The organism is Gemmatimonadaceae bacterium, from assembly GCA_019637355.1.
Lineage (GTDB): Bacteria > Gemmatimonadota > Gemmatimonadetes > Gemmatimonadales > Gemmatimonadaceae > Pseudogemmatithrix.
Genome location: JAHBVT010000001.1, coordinates 1,054,818 through 1,071,802 on the forward strand (window position 1 = coordinate 1,054,818; position 16,985 = coordinate 1,071,802).

The window sequence follows — 16,985 nt, forward strand, 5'->3', positions numbered from 1 at the left end:
TCTTAAGATGAAGCACTTCCACCGCACCTCCCTCCATCCCGACGTGATCCTCGCCACCGCTGACGCCTTCTTCCCGACCGTCGGGATGATGCCGGCCGCGCAGACGGCGCGTTCGCGGACCTTCAAGGGCTCGGTCGGCACGCCTGAGGTCCCGTCCACGCTCACGGTGAGCGTCCGGATGGAAGGCGGCCACTACGTGTTCGTCGAGGCCGAGACGGACCAGATGGGCGAGAGCCGCCTCGACCGCAACGTGAAGAAGTTCTTCGTGTCGTTGCACACCCAGGTGGACCCGACGCACACGTTCGCCCCGGCGTACTGAATGGCGCGCAAGGCGACCCGCCCGGCCAAGGGCGGGCCATCGGTGCATCTGGGGGAAGCGTTGCCGCTCAAGCGGAAGCTTGAGCTCTACTACTGGATGCGGCTCACGCGCACGCTCGAGGAGCGGCTCGTGGCGCTCTACCGCCAGACCAAGGTCGTGGGCGGGCTCTTCCGCTCGCTCGGGCAGGAGGCCGATGCCGTCGGGTCCTGCTACGCGCTCGAGCAGCGGGACGTGATGTCGCCGCTCATTCGCAACCTCGGCGCGATGCTCGTCAAGGGCGCCACGCCGGTGGAAGTGCTCAAGCAGTATATGGCCAAGGGCGACTCGCCCACGCGCGGCCGCGAGCTCAACATCCACTTCGGCGACATCGGCGAGGCCGGCACGACCCGTGGCTTCCTCGGCCAGATCTCGCCGCTCGGCGATATGGTCCCGGTGATGGCCGGCGTGACGATGACCTTCAAGATGCGCGGCGAGGATCGCGTGGGGCTCGTGTACGTCGGCGATGGCGCCACGAGCACCGGCGCCTTCCACGAGGGCATCAACTTCGCCGCCGTGCAGCGCCTGCCGCTGGTGGTGGTCATCGAGAACAACGGCTACGCGTACTCCACGCCGACATCCAAGCAGACGGCCGCCGCGCAGTTCGTCGACAAAGCGATCGGGTACGGGGTCACCGGCGAACAGTGCGACGGCAACGATGTGCTCGCCGTGTACGACTGCACGAAGCGTGCGGTGGATCGCGCACGGGCCGGCGAAGGCGTGCAGCTGCTCGAGCTGATGACCTACCGCCGCAAGGGCCACGCCGAGCACGACAACCAGTCCTACGTGCCCGACGGCGAGATCGAGCGCTGGGCGGCCGAGAACGACCCGATCGACCGCTTTGTGCGCGTGTTGCGTGACCGCGAGAAGGTCGCGCAGGCGACGTTGGATGAGATCGACGCGCGCATCGCGCAGGAAGTCGACGCGGCCACCGACGTCGCCGAGGCGTCGCCGTTCCCGGAGCCGCTGGATGCGATGATCGGGGTCTACGCCGACCCGCCGGTGGAGAAACCGCTGTGGTTCCGCGAGGGCGCCGACACCTCCTCCCTCGGCAAGGAGCGCGCCGAGGGCTGGGGCACCTGGGACGCCGCCAAGGGGGCGCCGTAGCGATGGCCGAGATTACCTATCTCGAGGCCATCCGCGAGGCGCTCGACGAAGAGATGGCGCGCGACAAGAACGTCTTCCTGCTCGGGGAGGACATCGGCGCCTACGGTGGTGCGTTCAAGGTCACCGACGGGCTGATGGCCAAGTACGGCGAGGAGCGCGTCGTCGACTCGCCCATCAGCGAGATCGCGATCGTCGGCGCGGCGGCGGGTGCGGCCCATATGGGGATGCGCCCGGTGGTGGAGATGCAGTTCATCGACTTCATCGCCAACGCCTACGATATGCTCACCAACTACGTGGCGACGGCGCGCTACCGCGCCTTCCTGCCCACGCCAATGGTGGTGCGCGGCCCCAGCGGCGGCTACGTGCGCGGCGGCCCGTTCCATTCACAGAACCCCGAAGCCGGCTTCATCCACACGCCTGGCCTCAAGGTGGTGTACCCGGCCACCGCCGAGGACGCCAAGGGCCTGATGAAGGCTGCCATCCGTGACGACGACTGCGTGCTGTTCTTCGAGCACAAGTACCTGTACCGCCGCGTGAAGGGCACGATGCCGGCGGGCGACCACGTGGTGCCCATCGGCAGGGCCCGCGTTGCGCGCGAGGGCCGGGATGTCTCGATCATCACGTACGCGGCGACGGTGCATAAGTCGCTCGAGGCCGCCGAACGCCTGGCGGCCGAGGGCATCGAGGTCGAGGTGATCGACCTGCGCTCGTTGGCGCCGCTCGACGACGAGGCCATCTTCACTACCGTGCGGAAGACCAACCGCGTCCTCATCGTGCACGAAGACACGCGCACGGGCGGGATCGCCGGCGAACTCACCGCGCGCATCAACGAGAGTTGCTTCGCGTACCTGGATGCGCCCGTCCTGCGCGTGACGGCGCACGACATTCCGCTGCCGTACGCGCCTGCCTTGGAGGATTTCGTGCTGCCCCAGACCGACGACATCGTCACCGCTGTGCGCCGGGTGGTGGCCTGGTGACGACACCCCCGACCCCCCCCGGCGGCTACGAGCCGCCGTCCACCGCCCGGCAGGCCGCCATCGGCTGCTTTATGGCCTTCATCGGGTTCTTCTCGGGTGGAATGATCGGCGTGCTGGTCAGCAAGGCGGTGGCTTTCTTCACGAAAGCCCCCCGCTGCGACGGCATCCCGACCTGCGACTGGTACATTTATATGTTCGTCGGTGGCGCCCTCGGCGCCCTGACGCTGCCGTGGCTCGTGGTCTCGGCGCTGCGCCAGCCGGCGCCGCCGAAGCCTGAGTCTCCTGACCGCAAGTTCTGACCTGAGGGTGATCGGATAATGGCCCGTGTTGACGTGATTATGCCCCAGATGGGCGAGTCCATTGCGGAAGGCACGCTGTCGCGATGGCTCAAGAAGGTGGGCGACGAGGTGAAGCGCGACGAACCGATCTTCGAGATTTCCACTGACAAGGTTGACGCGGAGATTCCGGCGCCCAGCGCCGGCGTGCTCGCCGAGATCATTGTGCACGAAGGCACGACGGTGCCCGTGAATGCGGTGGTGGCGCGCATCGAGACGGAGAAGGGCGCGGCGATCGCCCCGGCGGCGTCCGCTCCGGCTCCTGCCGCAGCGGCACCTGCATCGGCTCCTGCGGCTGCTCCTGCCACGCCGGCACCCGCCCCGGCTCCCTCGGCCGCAAGCCGTCCGGCGGCCGCAGCGGGCTCGTTCGAGGATCGCGTCCGCACCAAGTCGTCGCCGCTGGTGCGCCGGATGGCCGCCGATGCGGGCGTGGACATCAGCGCGCTCAGCGGCTCCGGCATCGCCGGCCGCGTCACCCGCAAGGATCTCGAGGCGCACCTGGCGAGCGGCGCGCAGCGTACGGCGTCGACGGGCGGCGCGATGCCGGCGGGACTGCCCTCCAGCATCGTCACGCCGGCCGTGGCCCACGGCATCGATCCCACCTTCCACCCGTGGCCGGGTGACGTCGTGGAGCCGATGTCCAAGATCCGCCGGCTCACCGCCGACCATATGCGCCAGGCCAAGCAGGTGGCGGCACACGTGACGAGCTTCTTCGAGATCGACCTCACCCGCATCGCCAAGCTGCGTACGCAGCAGCGCGCCGCGTTCGAGGCCGAGACCGGCCAGAAGCTCACCTACCTGCCGTTCATCATCCGCGCGGTGGTGGAGAATCTGCGCCGCCACCCGGTGCTCAATGCCACCGTCAGCGGCACGGACGTCATCCTCCGCAAGCGCTACAACATCGGGATCGCCGTGGCGCTGGAGCCCACCGGGCTGATCGTGCCGGTGCTCAAGGACGCCGACGGCCTCAACCTGACGGGCCTGACCCGCGGCGCCAACGACCTCGCGGCGCGCGCGCGCGGCAAGAAGCTCTCGCCGATGGACGTGCAGGACGCGACATTCACCATCACGAACCCGGGCGTGTTCGGCTCGCTGTTCGGTACGCCGATCATTCCGGTGGGCACGACGGCCATCCTCTGCCTTGGCGCCATCGAGAAGCGGCCCAAGGTGATCACCGGCGCCGATGGCGAGGACACCATCGCGATCCGTACCTGCGCGTACTTTTCATTGTCGTTCGATCACCGGGTGGTCGACGGGGCGGACGCCGACCGCTTTATGGCCGACGTCAAGAAGACGCTGGAGTCCGTTTCCGGCTGATGCCTCGGGCCCTGACCATCCACCGCAGTGTGGTCCCACCCGCCGAGCGCGCGAAGTACTTCGAGCGCCTGCGGGCCCGGGAGCAGCATTACGTCGGGATGGGTTGCCGCTTCTGGGTCTTCGAGGAGCAATCGTTGCAAGGGGCGTTCGTCGAGTTCTGCGAGGCGGACAGCGCCCAAGCCCTTTCTGCCGCACACGCGGCCGCGCCGGATCCCCTGCGGGATCCGTCGCGCATCTACACGCAGGTGGAGCTGACCTAATGCCGACGCGACGCATCGTGATCGAAGGCCGGACCTGGCAGGTGTATCCCTCGGGCTACGTGACGCAGTACGACGCCGACGAGTTCGGCCTGATCTTCGTGGCCGGCGCCGCCGACGAGCGCGAGGTGCGTCTGACGCGCTACTCGCCACCGGCGCGACGCGCGCGTGAGCAGGCGCTCGCCGAGCTGAGCGACGCCGACCTCGTGCGGCTCTTCGGCGAATCGCAACCGAGCGCGACGTCGCCCGAGGCCGGGTACTCGCGGTGACCGACACCGCGGACGCGGGCGCGCCCGCGTCCTTCGTGGACCTGCACGCGCACTCGACGGCCTCCGACGGCGCACTGCCGCCGACGAAGGCCGTCGAGGCCGCGCACGCGGCGGGCTTGGCGGCCTTCGCGCTCACCGACCACGACACGCTGGCCGGCATCCCGGAGGCGCAGGTCGCCGCCGATGCCTGTGGGCTGCGCCTCGTGCCCGGCGTCGAGCTCAGCGTGCACCTGGGAACGGAAGAGGTGCATCTGCTGGGTCTCCACATTCGGGACGTGGCGGCGCTGCAGGAGCGTCTCGAGATCTACCGCGGATTCCGCCGCCGCCGCGCGGAGGAGATGGTCACGCGGCTCGTCGCGGCCGGTGTGCCGGTGACCGTCGACGCGGTCCTCGCCGAGGCGGCGGGCGGCGCGATCGGGCGGCCGCACGTGGCGCGCGCGCTGCTCGCGGCCGGGCACGTGCGCGATATGCGTGAAGCCTTCGACAAGTGGCTCGGCGCCGGGAGACCGGCGTACGTGGACAAGGAGCGCCTCGACATCGCCGATGGCATTCGCCTCATCCACGAGTCCGGCGGCATCGCCGTCTGGGCGCATCCGGGCAACGACGGGCGGCGTGAGCAGGTGGAGCCCTTGGTGGCCGCCGGACTCGACGGCATCGAGGTGCGGCACCCCAGCCACTCGCGCGAGGATGAGCTGCGCCTGGCCTCGCTGGCGGCATTCTTCGGCCTGGTCGTCAGCGGTGGGTCGGACTGGCACGGGGCGATGCACGGCGGCCGCGTGCTCGGCGCGATGCAGGTGCCCTACAGCTGGATCGAGTTGCAGGACCGACGCGTCCGCGAACGCCGCGGCCAGCTGGGGCAGTAGGCGCGATGGCCGCCACGACGCGCGTCGCGCTGGTGACCGGCGCGGGGCAGCGGGTGGGCCGCGCCATCGCGGCGGCGCTGGCCGAAGACGGTTGGGCGATCGCCGCGCACTACCGGCAATCGCGCGAGGGCGCGGAGGAGCTCGTTGCGAGCATCCGCGCGCAGGGCGGGGAGGCCGAGGCCTTCGGCGCGGACCTCAGTGATCCCGCCGCCTGCGAACAGCTCGTGAACGACGCCTACGATCGCTTCGAGGGCCTGACGCTGCTCGTGAACTCGGCTGCGGGAATGCAGAAGACGCGTCTCGGACACACGACCGCCGCCGAGTTCGATGCCATCGTCGGCCTCAATCTCCGCGCACCGTTTCTGCTTGCGCAGGCCGCGGCGCGGTTGATGCCGGCCGGTGGCTGCATCGTGAACATCGCCGACCATATGGCGGAGGAGCCGTGGCCGGACTACAGCGTCCACGGCATCGCCAAGGCGGGTGTGATTGCGATGACGCGGCATCTCGCGGCGGCCCTGGCGCCGGACCTGCGCGTCAATGCCATCGCGCCCGGCTTCGTGCTGGCCCCGCCGGGGATGCCGGAGTCGGCGGTCCAGCAGTTCGCCGAGCAGACGCCGCTGCAGCGGGTCGGTGATCCGGCCGACGTGGTGCGGGCGCTGCGCTACCTCGTCAGCGCCACGTTCGTGACTGGCGAGACGCTCTTCGTAGACGGCGGTCGCCGCGTCCGCCCCTAGCGAGGCCGCGCCGCAGCGCTACGGCGATATCATCGTAGTCGGCGGGGGCTGCTACGGCAGCTACTACGTGCAACAACTTGCGCGGGCCCGCGACGCCGACGCCGTCACGTGGCAGCGGCTCATCGTGGTGGATCGAGATCCCGACTGCCGGGTCGCGGCCAGCAGCTCAGCCGTGCCCGGTCTTGAGGTGGTCGTCCGCGAGTGGGGTTCGTTCTTCGCGTCGTACCTCGCCGAGGCGAGCGCGGCGGCGCCGCGCACCGACGCGCCCGAAGACGCCATCGTCCCCTCGCCGCTGATGCCGCACCTGATGGCGCAGTGGGTGATGAGCCGCGCACGGGCGCGCTGGCCCGGCCGGCCGATGCGCTTCACGCCAGTGGGCGGCGGCGTCGACGTGCCGTGGCAGCGTGCCGGCGATGACGGCACGCACTATGTGAGCTTCGCGACCTGGGAGTGTCCGATCAACTGCATCGAGCCGCGGCTGTGCCCGCACACGCGCGGGCCGCGCGCGTGGAGCCTGCCGCCCACGGTGCGCGCCTTCGTCGAACGCGAACGCCTGCACGGCCGGCGAATCGACGGCCCGGCGCTGTTCCATTGCGTGCATCGCAGCTACGGCGTGGGGATGTTCGGGGTGGCCGATGTGCTCGCGGCCGACGAGCTGGTGGCGCAGGCTGCGGCCGGTCGCGGCGCGGCGGTGCTCGTCGGCACGGTCTCACACTGCCACGGCGCGCTGGCCGTGCTGGAACTCGCGCCGCCGGTGCCGGATACTTCGCGCGGACCCTAGATTTCCGCGATTCGACCCCGGAACCGAGGACAGGCAGTGGCGACGTTCGAGTACGAAGTGGTGATCATCGGCGCTGGCCCGGCCGGAATGTGCGCGGGGCTCTACGCCGGCCGCTCGATGCTCAAGAGCGTCGTGCTGGAACGCGGCTTCCCGGGCGGCGAGCTGCTCAACACCGAGGTCATCGAGGACTACATCGGCTTCGAGCACATCCTCGGCCACGAGCTGGCGACCAAGTTCCAGAACCACGCCGAGAAGTTCGGCGCCGAGATCCGCACCTCGACGCCCGTGGAGTCCGTGCAGAAGGCGGCTGACGGCCGCTTCGACGTGACGGTGGAGAACGGCGACGTGTACCGCGCGCCGGCGGTGATCGTGACGGCCGGCGGCACGCCGATCAAGCTCGGCGTGCCCGGCGAGCTCGAGTACGCCGGCAAGGGCGTGAGCTACTGCGCCATCTGCGACGGCGCGTTCTACAAGGGCCACACCATCCTTGTGGTGGGCGGCGGCGACGCGGCACTGGAGGAGGCGGACTTCCTCACGCGCTACGCCGAGAAGGTGTATCTGGTGCACCGACGCGACGAGTTCCGTGCGTCCAAGATCGTGCAGCAGCGTGCCTTCAAGAATCCGAAGATCGAGCTCATCACCGACACCGTCGTCGACGAGATCGTCGGCGCCGACGGCCTGATGACGCACGCCAAGATCCGCAACGTGAAGACCGGCGCCGCCAGCGACCTCGCGGCCACCGGCGCGTTCATCTTCATCGGCTTCACGCCGAATACGGGGATGATCAAGGAGCACGTGAGCCACGACAGCTCCGGCTACCTGATCACCGACGCGAATATGCAGACCTCGGTGCCCGGGCTCTACGCGGCGGGCGACGTGCGGGCGCAGCTCACGCGGCAGGTCACGACGGCGGTGGGTGACGCGACGACCGCCGCCATCGCGGTCGAGAAGTTCCTCACGGCGCGCAAGAACGGGCAGCCTACGCCGCCGCCCGTGCCGATGCTCGTCCCGCAGCCCGCGTGATCGACGTCCACGTCCGTGTCGTCGGGGCCTTCCAGGAGAACACCTGGTTCCTGCACGACGCGGCCGCCCGCGAGGTCGTGGTGGTGGATCCCGGCGCCGAGCCGCGCACGCTGGCGGCGGAGATCGAGCGACTGGGCGCGCGCCTCGCGGCCATCTGGATCACGCACGCCCACATCGACCACATCGGCGGCCTCGCGGGACTCAAGGTACTCTGGCCCGAAGCTCCGGTGTACGGGCATCCGCTGGATGCGCCGCTCTGGGAGCACGCGCCGCGCATCGCCGCCGGCTACGGCCTGCCCTTCGACGCCACCGAGCCGCCGGACCGCGCACTGGCCGACGGTGAGGTGCTCGAGTTCGGCGGGGAGTCGTTCGCGGTCTGGCACCTGCCCGGTCACGCACCAGGGCACGTCGCGTTCATCTCGGCCTCGCAGTGCTTCAGTGGGGACGTGCTCTTCGCCGGCTCGGTGGGCCGCGTCGACTTGCCGCTCTGCGATCCCGCCGCGCTGGAGCGTTCGCTGGCCAGGCTGACGGCGTTGGATGACGCCGTGACCGTCTTTCCCGGGCACGGGCCGCGCACCACGATTGGGCACGAGCGACTGCAGAATCCGTTCCTGAATGGCTCGTTGCGCCTGCGCGGCGCGGCTGCCGGGTGACACGTTCGCCCCGCGATTGGGTAGAATACCGGGTGTCGCGGTCTTCTTTGTCTCCGTTGAGATTCACTATGCGCTTCGTCCGTCCGGCCGTCCTCCTGCTCGCCACGTCGCTCACCGTCGGGTGTCTGGGCATCGATTCACCGTCCGCCGATCGCGTCGGCCTGCTGACGTTGCGTACGCACGATGGCGGGGGCAACGACGTGCTCCGCGCCGTGGGCATCTTCTACCACGTGCCCGGCCTCAGTGCCCGGCGTGTGCGACCGCAAGCCTGCGCCAACTTCGCGTACGCCCCGGATCCCGAGTCACCGGTTTCGACCAGCGTCGTCACACTCGACGCCGGCCTGGCGGTGGAGTTCACCACGAAGGGGGGTGGGGAAAGCGCGATTCGTAGCGCGACCGGCAGCTTCCTCGCGTACAACTTCCCTTCTGGCGCGTCCATCCCGCTGGTGCCGAACGATACCGTGACGGTGTCGATTCCCGGCGCGCTCGGCGGCTTCGAACCGATGCTGTTCCGGATGCCGGTCGCGGATTCGTTCACGGCGGCCGACCCCGCGCTCGACTACGTCCAGAACGAGGACTTGACCCTCACGTGGACGCCGCCCGTCCACGAGGGGTCGGTGATGGTGATCGGAATGCGCTTCAGCAACAACGCGGCCTCCATCATCCCGAACGTCGAACTGGCCTGCGTGTTCGTGGACAATGGGACGGGCGTGATTCCCGGGCAGACGCTCTTCAACTGGTCGCAGTCCAATCCGGACAGCCGGTCCTACTCGTATATGCGGCTGCGCGACACCGTCGTGAACTTCGACGAGCGCACCTACGTGCGGTTGCGCTCGCAGTATGAGGTGCCGCGACCGGCGTTCCCGGGCGCACCGTGATGCGGTCCTGATGGGCACGCGGCGCGAGGTCCGCATCGAGCGGGACCCGTTGGGGGACGTCGAGGTCCCCGCGGCCGCCCTCTATGGCGCGCAGACCGCCCGCGCGCTGGCCAACTTCCCGATTTCGGGGCTGCGCCCGGATCCTGCCTTCGTCAACGCCGTCGTGCGCATCAAGCGTGCGGCGGCGTCGGTGCATCGGGACACCGGGCGCCTCGACGCCGCCCGCGCCGACGCGATCATCGCCGCCGCCGACGCGGTCCTGGGCGGGGCGCACCGCGAGCAGTTCGTCGTGGACGTGTACCAGGCCGGGGCGGGCACCTCGCTGCATATGAACGTCAACGAGGTGCTCGCGACGCTGGCCTCTCGCGCGCTCGGCGGCACGACGGTGCACGCCAACGATCACGTGAATATGGCGCAGTCCACCAACGACGTGATCCCGACGGCCATCCGACTCGCGACGCTCGAGTGCCTCCGCGGCGCGCTGGCCGACGTGGAATGCCTCGCGGCGTCCTTCCGCGCCCGCGCCGCGGAGTTCGACGGGCTCGTGAAGGCCGGACGCACGCACCTGCAGGACGCGATGCCCATCCGCCTCGGACAGGAAGTCGGGGCCTGGGCTGGTTCCATCGAGCGCGGCGTGCGGCGCGTGCGCGAGGCGGCGGAGTATCTGCTCGACCTCGGCATCGGCGGCACCGCGGTGGGCACCGGCGTGAATGCCGAGCCGGTGTATGCCGAGCGGATGGTCGTCGAACTCACCGCCCTCACCGGCCTGCCGCTGCGCGAAGGGGCGGACCGAGTGCAGTTGATGCAGAGTATGGGCGACGTCGCCGCGGTCTCTGCCTCCTGGCGTGTGCTGGCACTGGACCTCGGCAAGATTGCCAGCGACCTGCGCCTGCTCGCGAGCGGGCCCCGCACCGGGCTCGATGAACTCCGCCTGCCGGCCGTGCAGCCGGGCTCCAGCATTATGCCGGGCAAGGTGAATCCCAGCGTGCCCGAGATGGTGAACCAAGTCGTATTCCAGGTCATCGGGCACGACGCGACCGTCAGTGCCGCGGCGGAGCAGGGCCAGCTCGAGCTTAACGTGATGATGCCGGTCATCGCGCACAACCTGCTCTCGGCCATCCGCATCCTCGGCAATGCGGCGCGCGTGCTCGACGAGCGCACGGTGCGCGAGATGCAACCGAACGAGGCGATGCTGGCGCATTGGGTGGAGCGCTCGGCCGCGCTGGCCACGGCATTGGCGCCGAGCATCGGCTACGCCGCGGCCGCGGCGCTCACGAAGCGCTCGGTCGAGACCGGCGAGTCGGTGCGGGACCTTGTCGTGCGCGAAGGTCTGCTCTCGGAGGCGGAGGCAAAGCGCGTGCTGGACCTGCGGCGGCTCACCGAACCGGGCGTGCCCGGTGCCGATGCCTAGCCGACAACGCTTGTCCCGTTAGCGTCGCGGGGCCATCTTAAGACCTATGCGAATCACGACCTGGGCCGAGTACGGCGTCATCTGCGCGCTGCACCTCGCGCGCCGTACGGACGAAGGGCCGGTCACCGGACGTGACGTGGCGGCCAAGGAACGCCTGCCGGGCGATTACGTGGAGCAGATCCTCCTGCGCCTGCGCCGTGCGGGAATCGTCCAGAGCACGCGCGGCGCCAAGGGCGGCTACGCGCTGGCCCGCCCTGCGACGGAAATCACGGTGCGCGAGATCATCGCCGCTGCCGAGCTCGTGACCTTCGACCTGCACTGCGAGACGCATCCGCTCGACTCCGAGCGCTGCGCACAGGCCTGCGACTGTAGCATTCGGCCGGTGTGGATGATGCTGCAGAGGCGCATCGACGAAGTGCTGGACTCGGTGCGCCTGGCCGACTTGCTCTCGGCGGAGGCTGAGGTGCGGCAGAAGGTCGGGCTTCCCGTGCTGCAGGGGTGAGGACGATGGCGCTTCCGTTCACGTCGGCGTGGCGCGCGTCGAAGGAGCGGGAGCGGCGTGCGCAGGCGGTGGCCGCCGGTCTCGGTCGCGAGCCGGAATCAACCGATGTCGCGTGGCTGGCCGAAGCGGCCGCCGGCGGCGACGAAGACCACGCCCGCTGGGAACTGCGCTATGCGCGCGCGGCCTTGGGCCTGTTGATGGCGCAGCGAGAGGCGCTCGACGACCGGACGGCGGCGGAGATTGCAGAGGCGATTGGGCGGATGCTCGAACGCGACCCCCGCATCGTGGAGGACCGCCGCGAGCTTGCGGTGCAGCAATTCAACGGTCGTCTGCTTGCGTACCGCGAGGCGATGAACCTGCGTGGGGGGCCGATTTCGGCGGCCGATGCGGTCGGGCGTTGCCTGCTGGCGTTCGCGAGTGATGGGGCGAGGACGGCGGGGGCGCCGCTCGGCTACGCGATTGAGTTGCTGGAGCGGTATGGGGGGGAGGCGACGGAGCTGTTGGGGGCGGTTTATGGGCGGGTGACGCTGCCGGAGGATGTGCCGCCTTCGGTTGTGAGGAGGGAGGGGGGAGGGGGGTGACGGCGGGGAGTCGGGAGAAGGGAGATGGTCGGGAGAAGGGAGGGGGGGGAGATGGGAACAGCGGTGCTGCAACGCGAAAAGGCCGCCCTATGGGCGGCCTTTCGCTTGTTGGTGCTCAGTGCAGTGCAGTGCGGTGTGGAGTGCCGAAGGGGGGACTCGAACCCCCACGGGCTTGCGCCCACTGCGCCCTGAACGCAGCGCGTCTACCAATTCCACCACTTCGGCTGGGAGCAGGAACCTACCGGAGGCCGATACCCAAGTCAACGCTGAATCGTCATCATTCGAGCAACGTGCGCACCACACCTGCCCCCGACGACGCGATCGAACCGATCGCGCGGAACAAGCGCGCCCGCCACGACTATGAAATCCTGGAGACGTGGGAGGCGGGGCTTGTCCTAACCGGGACCGAGGTCAAGGCACTGCGGGACGGACGGGCGCAGATCACCGATGCCTATGGCATCGTGAAGGACGGCGAAGTGTGGCTGCTGAACGCGCACATCGCGCCGTATGAGCGGGGAAACATCTGGAATCACGAGCCGACGCGGTCGCGCAAGCTGCTGCTGAACGCCAAGGAGATCCGCGCGCTGATTGGCGCGGTCGAACGGAAAGGGCTGACTCTGGTGGCACTCGACCTGTACTTCAAGCACGGACGCGCCAAGCTCAAGCTGGGGCTGGCGCGCGGCAAGAAGCTCCACGACAAGCGCGCCGACATCAAGGCGCGCGACGATGCGCGCGATGTGCAGCGGGCATTGCGGAGCGCGCGTCGATGAAGCTGCTGCTCGCGCTCACTCTCGCGGCCGCGCTCGGCGGCGCCTCGGGTGGCCCGGCGGCGAGCCCGCCGCCCGGCGATGCCATCCGGGTCCGCGGCGTCGCGGGCGATACGGTCGTGAACTTGCTGCCTAGTGGCGGCGGCGGTCGCGTGCGCCTCGACGTGATGGCCCGGCTGCTTGGCGGACGCCTCGACTCGATCGGCCCTGCGCGCTGGCGCCTGACGCTCTCGGAGGCCGGTATCGAGTTGCAAGAAGGGATGCCCTTCGCCGCGTACAACGGCTTCGCCCTGCCGCTCGTGGAATCGGTCATCGTCGCCGACGGCGCCCCGCACGCGCCGCTGCAGCTCTTCAGCGAGATCATTCCGCGCTTTGGTGTCGGCGTGCTGTGGGATCGCACACGCTGGGAGCTGCGCCTGTTCCAGAGCATCGCGCGGCAGGTGCCGGCACCGAGCGGCACGACGTCGCGTCCGGCGACTCCCGTCGCGCCGACGGCGAACACCACGCCTGCGGCGGTGCCGCAGGCACCTCGCGACACACCCCCCGCAGCGCCGGCTGTCGCAGCGCCGTCTCCCGGCGCCGCCTCGCCCGCTCCCGCCGCGACCACGCCGTCACCGGCCGCGCCCGTGGTGACGTCACGCCCAGCCGTGCCCTCGCCCGACGCGCCGCCAGGCCTGCTGCGCAAGTACGTCGTGGCCGTCGATGCTGGCCACGGCGGGCGCGATCCGGGCAACCCGGGTGTGGTCCTCAACGGCCGCCGCGTCAACGAGGCCTTGCTCACGCTGGCGATGGCCAAGCGGCTCGAGAGCGAACTGCGCTCGCGTGGGCTCGAGGTCGTGATGACCCGTGACGAGGATCGGCTGGTCCCGCTGGAACAGCGCGGCCCCATTGCCAACGGGCGTCGCGCCGATCTGTTCATTTCGCTGCACACCAACGCGGCCAATCCCAATTGGCGCAACGGCAGCGCCGTGCGCGGCGTGGAGACGTACTTCCTGGCGACGGCTCGCACCGAGGACGAGCGGCGCGTCGCCGAGATGGAGAACGAGGTCGTGCGCTTCGAGGTTGAGACCAGCCCCGACGCCGGCGATCCGTTGGGGTTCATCTTGAACGACATCGCGCAGAACGAGCATCTGCGTGAATCGGCGGACCTCGCCCAGTTGGTGCAGGGTGCACTGGCCGCCAAGCACCCCGGGCCGAGTCGCGGGGTGAAGCAGGCGGGCTTTATGGTGCTGTCCAAGGCCTTTATGCCGGCGGTGCTCGTCGAGGTCGGCTTCGGCACGAATGTCGACGATGCGCGCTGGATGGCGAGCGTGGCCGGGCAGCGCGAGATCGCCGAGTCCATCAGCGACGCGGTGTTCGAGTACCTGCGGCACTACGAGCGGCGCACCCGCACGGCGGGTCGTTGATGTCCGCGCGCCTCGAGGTCAGCGCCGCCGGCCTCAGCTTCCAGAATCCGATACTGCTCGCCGCCGGGACCGCTGCCTACGGGCGCGAGCTGGCCGATGTGATGCCGCTGGAGCGACTCGGTGGCCTCGTCACCAAGGCGGTGAGTCCCGAGCCGCGGCCCGGTGCGGCGGCGCCGCGCGTCGGCGACTTCGACGGCGGGATGATCAACGCCGTCGGGTTGGCAAACCCGGGGATGGACGCGGTCAAGCGCGAGGACCTGCCGTGGCTGGCGGCGCACCTGCACGCGCCGCGGGTTCTCGTGAACGTGGTGGGGAAGGTCGCGGAAGACTTCGGCACGGTGGTCGCGCACCTGGACGATGCTCCGGGCTTCCAGGGCTTCGAACTCAACGTGAGCTGCCCCAACGTCAAGCAGGGCGGGATGGAGTTCGGTGCCGACCCGCAGGCGCTGCAGGCGGTGATTGCCGGTGCGCGCGCCGCGACGACAAAGCCGCTGTTCGTGAAGCTCTCTCCGACGCTGCCCCAGATCGGCGACGTCGCGAAGCGCGCCGTCGACGCCGGCGCCGACGGCATCACGGTGATCAACACCATTCCCGGTTTGGTGGTGGATGTCGAACGCCGCCGCCCGTTGCTGGGCTTCGGCAGCGGCGGCGTCAGCGGCCCCGGCCTGCTCGCGGTCGGTGTGCTCGCGACCTGGCGCGTGCGGCAGGCTGTGCCGGTGCCGATCATCGGCGCCGGTGGCGTCCAACGCGCCGAGGATGTGCTGCAGTTCGTGATCGCAGGAGCCAGCGCCGTCGCCATCGGCACGGCCGCACTCGCCAACCCCAAGCTCCCCGCGCGCATCGTGGCGGACTTGGAGCGCTGGTGCGACCGCCACGCCGTCTCCCGCCTCGCGGACCTGGTCGGCACATTGGAGTGGCCAGCGAAATAGCGGAGTCCGACCGTCTCCCCTCTCTCCGCCATCTCCCGTCTCCCCTCTCCCCGCCGTCACCCGCCTCCCCCCTCCCGTCTCCCGGCCTCCGTGTGCGCGCCCAGCCAATTATCGCCCTCGACGTCCCCACCCTCGCCGCCGCCCAAGCGCTCTGCGCTCGGCTCGGCCCGCAGGCGGATTTCGTCAAGGTCGGCCTCGAGCTCTTCACCGCCGAGGGCCCACGCGTCGTGGAGTGGCTGCGCGGGGAGGGGAAGCGCGTGTTCCTGGACCTCAAGCTGTACGACATCCCGAACACCGTGCGCGGGGCTGCCCGCAGTGCGGCGCAGATGGGCGTGTCGCTGCTCACGGTGCACGGCTACGGTGGCGCCGCGATGGTGGATGCGGCGGTGGACGGTGCCGGCGCCGAGACTGGCATCCTCGTGGTCACCGTGCTGACCAGCTTTGACGCGTCGGCGTTGGGCGTGGCGCTGGGCCGCGAGGCCCCGGAACTCGGCGGGGAGGTGCTGCGCCTCGCCCAGCTGGCGGATGCGGCGGGTGCGCACGGCATCGTCTGCTCCGGGCAGGAAGTGCGCGCGGCCCGGGCGAGCTACCCCAAGCTGCGTCCCCTGGTGCCGGGTATCCGCCTGGCCGGCGGCGCCACCCACGACCAGGCGCGGATTGCGACGCCGGAGAAGGCCGCGGAGGATGGGGCGGCGTACTTGGTGCTGGGGCGGGCGGTCACGGAGGCCGCATCGCCGGCTGAGGTGCTCGCCGGGATTCTGGCGACGCTCAGGTAGCGGACGGACGACGGAGGACGGACGCTGGAACGGCGGTGGAGAGCCTCCGTCATCCGTCTTCCGTCATTTCCGTACACGTCAGTCATCCCCCTTGTGTCAAGGGGTTCGGCCCGCTATCCTACGGGTCTGCCCCAAAACGGGCAGTATCAACGATTTCCGTTCATCCGTTCCTGTCGGGGTCCCCGTGAAGGTTCGTAGCAGCGTCAAGCCGATCTGCGAGCATTGCAAGGTGGTGAAGCGTGCAGGTGTCACGCGCATCATCTGCAAGCGCAATCCCAAGCACAAGCAGCGTCAGGGTTAAGAGACTATGGCTCGTATTTCCGGCGTGGATCTTCCGCGCGACAAGAAGGTCGAGATCGGCCTGACCTACATCTACGGCATCGGGCGCGTGACTGCGCGCCGGATTCTCGAGGCGGCCGGGGTGAACCCCGAGCAGCGCATCCGGGATCTGTCGGACGCCGACGTCAACAAGCTCCGTCAGGAGATTGAGAAGTCGATGCGCGTCGAGGGTGCGCTCCGCACCGAGATCGCGATGAACATCAAGCGCCTGATGGACATTGGCTCGTACCGTGGCCTGCGCCACCGTCGTGGCCTGCCGGTCCGTGGGCAGCGTACGCACACCAACGCCCGCACGAAGAAGGGGCCGCGCCGCGCGATCGCGGGCAAGAAGAAGGTCACCAAGTAATGGCTATCGGGAAGAAGACCAAGCGCGTGGTGGACGCCGAGGGTGTGGCGCACGTCAACGCGACGTTCAACAACACGCTGATCACGATCACGGACGCCCACGGCAACGCCGTCGCGTGGGGCACGGCCGGCAAGGCCGGGTTCAAGGGCTCCAAGAAGTCCACGCCGTTCGCGGCGACGGTGGCCGCCGAGCAGTGCGCCCGCGAGGCGATGTCGCTCGGCGTGCGTCGTGTCCACGTGAAGGTCCAGGGCCCGGGTTCGGGCCGCGAGTCGGCCATCCAGGCGCTCGCCGCCGCCGGCCTCCAGGTCAAGTCCATCAAGGACGTGACCCCGATTCCGCACAACGGCTGCCGGCCGCCCAAGCGCCGGAGGGTCTAACC

Annotated in this window: 23 protein-coding genes and 1 tRNA gene; 23 read left to right on the plus strand and 1 reads right to left on the minus strand. The window is 69.7% G+C overall.

What is annotated here, in order from left to right:
* Window positions 1-7 precede the first annotated feature (7 nt).
* The 16 genes from KF689_04795 to KF689_04870 all read left to right on the plus strand — a co-directional run bounded on the left by KF689_04795 (window position 8) and on the right by KF689_04870 (window position 12,043).
* Window positions 8-319 carry a hypothetical protein gene (locus tag KF689_04795; GenBank protein ID MBX3132687.1) on the plus strand — a complete coding sequence of 104 codons (312 nt, stop codon included), beginning with the start codon at window positions 8-10 and terminating at the stop codon, window positions 317-319.
* Entirely contained in the window at window positions 320-1,462 is a 1,143-nt protein-coding gene (locus KF689_04800; GenBank protein ID MBX3132688.1) for a thiamine pyrophosphate-dependent dehydrogenase E1 component subunit alpha, read from the plus strand.
* A 2-nt stretch (window positions 1,463-1,464) separates the two neighbouring features.
* Window positions 1,465-2,439 carry an alpha-ketoacid dehydrogenase subunit beta gene (locus KF689_04805; protein ID MBX3132689.1) on the plus strand — a complete coding sequence of 325 codons (975 nt, stop codon included), beginning with the start codon at window positions 1,465-1,467 and terminating at the stop codon, window positions 2,437-2,439.
* The gene (locus KF689_04810; protein MBX3132690.1) at window positions 2,436-2,738 is read left to right on the plus strand and encodes a hypothetical protein; all 303 of its coding nucleotides are present in this window, start codon (window positions 2,436-2,438) and stop codon (window positions 2,736-2,738) included. Before KF689_04805 ends, KF689_04810 begins: the two co-directional genes overlap by 4 nt.
* An 18-nt stretch (window positions 2,739-2,756) precedes the next feature.
* A complete protein-coding gene (locus tag KF689_04815; GenBank protein ID MBX3132691.1) occupies window positions 2,757-4,091 on the plus strand; it encodes a 2-oxo acid dehydrogenase subunit E2 in 1,335 nt (444 codons plus the stop codon).
* Entirely contained in the window at window positions 4,091-4,351 is a 261-nt protein-coding gene (locus KF689_04820) for a hypothetical protein (GenBank protein ID MBX3132692.1), read from the plus strand. Before KF689_04815 ends, KF689_04820 begins: the two co-directional genes overlap by 1 nt.
* A complete protein-coding gene (locus KF689_04825) occupies window positions 4,351-4,617 on the plus strand; it encodes a hypothetical protein (protein MBX3132693.1) in 267 nt (88 codons plus the stop codon). The genes KF689_04820 and KF689_04825 overlap by 1 nt, the downstream gene beginning before the upstream one ends.
* Window positions 4,614-5,480 (plus strand): PHP domain-containing protein, encoded by an 867-nt coding sequence (locus KF689_04830; protein MBX3132694.1) that lies wholly within the window; start codon window positions 4,614-4,616, stop codon window positions 5,478-5,480. The genes KF689_04825 and KF689_04830 overlap by 4 nt, the downstream gene beginning before the upstream one ends.
* A 5-nt stretch (window positions 5,481-5,485) precedes the next feature.
* Window positions 5,486-6,214, plus strand: coding sequence for an SDR family oxidoreductase (locus tag KF689_04835; protein ID MBX3132695.1), 729 nt, complete (start codon window positions 5,486-5,488; stop codon window positions 6,212-6,214).
* A 67-nt stretch (window positions 6,215-6,281) separates the two neighbouring features.
* Window positions 6,282-6,995: a hypothetical protein gene (locus KF689_04840; GenBank protein ID MBX3132696.1), complete on the plus strand. Its 714-nt coding sequence runs from the start codon at window positions 6,282-6,284 to the stop codon at window positions 6,993-6,995.
* A gap of 36 nt (window positions 6,996-7,031) precedes the next feature.
* Complete coding sequence (gene trxB, locus KF689_04845) at window positions 7,032-8,018, plus strand: thioredoxin-disulfide reductase (protein ID MBX3132697.1); 987 nt, start codon at window positions 7,032-7,034, stop codon at window positions 8,016-8,018.
* Entirely contained in the window at window positions 8,015-8,671 is a 657-nt protein-coding gene (locus KF689_04850; protein MBX3132698.1) for an MBL fold metallo-hydrolase, read from the plus strand. Before trxB ends, KF689_04850 begins: the two co-directional genes overlap by 4 nt.
* A gap of 68 nt (window positions 8,672-8,739) precedes the next feature.
* On the plus strand, window positions 8,740-9,549 hold the full coding sequence (locus tag KF689_04855; protein ID MBX3132699.1) for a hypothetical protein: 810 nt from the start codon (window positions 8,740-8,742) through the stop codon (window positions 9,547-9,549).
* Between the two features lie 10 nt (window positions 9,550-9,559).
* A complete protein-coding gene (locus KF689_04860; protein ID MBX3132700.1) occupies window positions 9,560-10,960 on the plus strand; it encodes an aspartate ammonia-lyase in 1,401 nt (466 codons plus the stop codon).
* A gap of 46 nt (window positions 10,961-11,006) precedes the next feature.
* Window positions 11,007-11,462: an Rrf2 family transcriptional regulator gene (locus KF689_04865; protein MBX3132701.1), complete on the plus strand. Its 456-nt coding sequence runs from the start codon at window positions 11,007-11,009 to the stop codon at window positions 11,460-11,462.
* Window positions 11,463-11,467: 5 nt separating this feature from the next.
* Window positions 11,468-12,043: a hypothetical protein gene (locus tag KF689_04870; protein MBX3132702.1), complete on the plus strand. Its 576-nt coding sequence runs from the start codon at window positions 11,468-11,470 to the stop codon at window positions 12,041-12,043.
* Between the two features lie 141 nt (window positions 12,044-12,184).
* On the opposite strand, the gene KF689_04875 is transcribed toward KF689_04870, so the two are convergent.
* Window positions 12,185-12,268, minus strand: a tRNA-Leu gene (locus KF689_04875).
* 65 nt (window positions 12,269-12,333) lie between these two features.
* Between KF689_04875 and smpB the strand changes: the two genes are divergently transcribed.
* The 7 genes from smpB (at window position 12,334) to rpsK (ending at window position 16,983) form a co-directional block, all read left to right on the plus strand.
* On the plus strand, window positions 12,334-12,813 hold the full coding sequence (gene smpB, locus KF689_04880; protein ID MBX3132703.1) for an SsrA-binding protein SmpB: 480 nt from the start codon (window positions 12,334-12,336) through the stop codon (window positions 12,811-12,813).
* Window positions 12,810-14,216, plus strand: coding sequence for an N-acetylmuramoyl-L-alanine amidase (locus KF689_04885; protein MBX3132704.1), 1,407 nt, complete (start codon window positions 12,810-12,812; stop codon window positions 14,214-14,216). Before smpB ends, KF689_04885 begins: the two co-directional genes overlap by 4 nt.
* Window positions 14,216-15,145, plus strand: coding sequence for a dihydroorotate dehydrogenase (locus KF689_04890; GenBank protein ID MBX3132705.1), 930 nt, complete (start codon window positions 14,216-14,218; stop codon window positions 15,143-15,145). Before KF689_04885 ends, KF689_04890 begins: the two co-directional genes overlap by 1 nt.
* Before the next feature lie 92 nt (window positions 15,146-15,237).
* Window positions 15,238-15,921 carry an orotidine-5'-phosphate decarboxylase gene (gene pyrF, locus KF689_04895; GenBank protein ID MBX3132706.1) on the plus strand — a complete coding sequence of 228 codons (684 nt, stop codon included), beginning with the start codon at window positions 15,238-15,240 and terminating at the stop codon, window positions 15,919-15,921.
* A gap of 184 nt (window positions 15,922-16,105) precedes the next feature.
* The gene (gene rpmJ, locus KF689_04900; protein ID MBX3132707.1) at window positions 16,106-16,222 is read left to right on the plus strand and encodes a 50S ribosomal protein L36; all 117 of its coding nucleotides are present in this window, start codon (window positions 16,106-16,108) and stop codon (window positions 16,220-16,222) included.
* Between the two features lie 6 nt (window positions 16,223-16,228).
* Window positions 16,229-16,606 carry a 30S ribosomal protein S13 gene (rpsM, locus tag KF689_04905; protein ID MBX3132708.1) on the plus strand — a complete coding sequence of 126 codons (378 nt, stop codon included), beginning with the start codon at window positions 16,229-16,231 and terminating at the stop codon, window positions 16,604-16,606.
* A complete protein-coding gene (gene rpsK / locus KF689_04910) occupies window positions 16,606-16,983 on the plus strand; it encodes a 30S ribosomal protein S11 (protein ID MBX3132709.1) in 378 nt (125 codons plus the stop codon). Before rpsM ends, rpsK begins: the two co-directional genes overlap by 1 nt.
* Window positions 16,984-16,985: the final 2 nt, after the last annotated feature.